The 1,658-nt window shown below is 67.7% G+C and carries 1 protein-coding gene; it reads right to left on the reverse strand.

All coding sequences use genetic code 11. From position 1 onward, the window contains the following. Nucleotides 1-170: 170 nt before the first annotated feature. The gene (locus KY661_RS37030; RefSeq protein WP_225414671.1) at nt 171-1,559 is read right to left on the reverse strand and encodes an IS1380 family transposase; all 1,389 of its coding nucleotides are present in this window, start codon (nt 1,557-1,559) and stop codon (nt 171-173) included. Nucleotides 1,560-1,658: the final 99 nt, after the last annotated feature.

The raw sequence follows: 1,658 nt of genomic DNA on the forward strand, positions 1-1,658 counted from the left end.
CTAGCCCGGATCGGTCACACCGGGCACGAAGATAGGGCTGGTGTCGCAGCGGAGCCTGCTGGTGGCCTCGCGCTTTGCCTTGCGTCGGGTCTGGTTTCGGCAACAGGCAAAGCGCGGCTCTCTCCCGCCGGAGTCGGGGCCCGCGCGAGGTTGTCAAAGAGCAGCGGGCGTCAGGAAGGGGCGGGGACAGTGCGCAGCTGTTCCGCGATGCGCGCGAAGAGGTCTTTCACCGGAGCAGCGGCGCTCAGGGACAGCACGACGCGGCGGACGCTGACGCGGACGATGGCGGCCACCTTCAGCAGCTTGAGCCGAATGGTGCCCGCCTGAGCACGCTCGAGCTCCGTGCCTTTCAAGCCGAAGTGGCGCAGCAGGTTGAGCAGCACGTAGGCGGCAGACGCGAACCAGAGCCGTAGTTGGTTGGCGCGAAGCGTATGGGCGCTGGTCCGGTCGGCGAAGAGGCCCAGCTGCTGCTCTTTGATGCGGTTCTCCATGTCGCCTCGGGCGCAGTAGAGCTCCTCGTAGAGGGCCTGCGCCGGGTGCGTCCGCTCGCAGAAGGACGTCACCACGAAGCGCGGGTTGTGCTTGTCGCCCAGCCATTCGGCCTTGGCCACCACGCGCCGCTCCCGCGTCCACGAGTCGCGTGTCTGGTAGCGCAGCTCGCGGTAGGCACGCGTCGGCGCGCCCTCGCGCTCCTCCCGCGACACCGCGCGCACCAGCTCCAGGTCCGTCGCAATCATCCCCTCCAGCCGCTTGTTGCGGGCCAGGCCGAAGACGTAGTCGACACGGTTGTCCTCGCACCAGGCCATGAGCTCATCTCTGGCGAAGCCCGAGTCAGCGCGCAGCACCAGCCGGGTGGCGGGCCAGCGCTCGCGCAGGCGGGCCACGATTCGCTGCACCTCCTCCAGCGCCCCCTCGGCCGCGTCGATGCCGGAGGTGCGCAGCTTGGCGGCCAGCAGGAAGTCGCCCGCGAAGATGTAGAGTGGCAGGTAGCAATAGTTGCCGTAGTAGCCGTGGAAGAATCTCCCCTCCTGGGTACCGTGGATGGGGTCATCGGTGGCGTCCAGGTCCAGCACCACCTCGCTCAGGGGCTGCGGGTGCGCCTCCAGGAAGGCGTCGACGAAGAAGCGCTCGATGGCCTGCGCGTCGTAAACCACTTTGCGGTAGCGCGCCTGGGCCGTCGCATCCGCCGGCGTCAGCTCCAGCCGGTTGAGCGTGCTGGGACTGGCCAGTTTCTGGGCCGGGTCGGCCTTGCCCACCACCGCCGCCAGCAGCGGGTCCTCCCGAAGTGCCGCGTGGTCCACCAGGTCCTCGTAGCCGCAGGCGATGCCGAACACGCGCTGGCGTACCAACTCCTCCACCGAGTGGCGGATAAGGTCCGGGGTGCGAAGGTCGCGGAAGCAGGCCGCGAACTGACGCATCAGCCCGAATCGGCCATCGGTCCGATGCAGCAGCGCCAGCCCCCCATCCGACGAGATGTGCTCCGCGTCGAACGCGGCCACCAGTTTTCGACGGCCGACCGCATCAAGCTCGAGCTGCTTCGGGGTACACTCTGTCTTCACCGCGTAGCTCCTATCGGTAGTTGGAAAGCCTTGAGAACTCTCCACTTATCGGTCGGTCGCTACGCGGTGTTCCCTCTACCCGTGATCGATCCGGGCTAG

Origin of the sequence: Allostigmatella hybrida, from assembly GCF_020103775.1 — a bacterium.
Lineage (GTDB): Bacteria > Myxococcota > Myxococcia > Myxococcales > Myxococcaceae > Hyalangium > Hyalangium aurantiaca.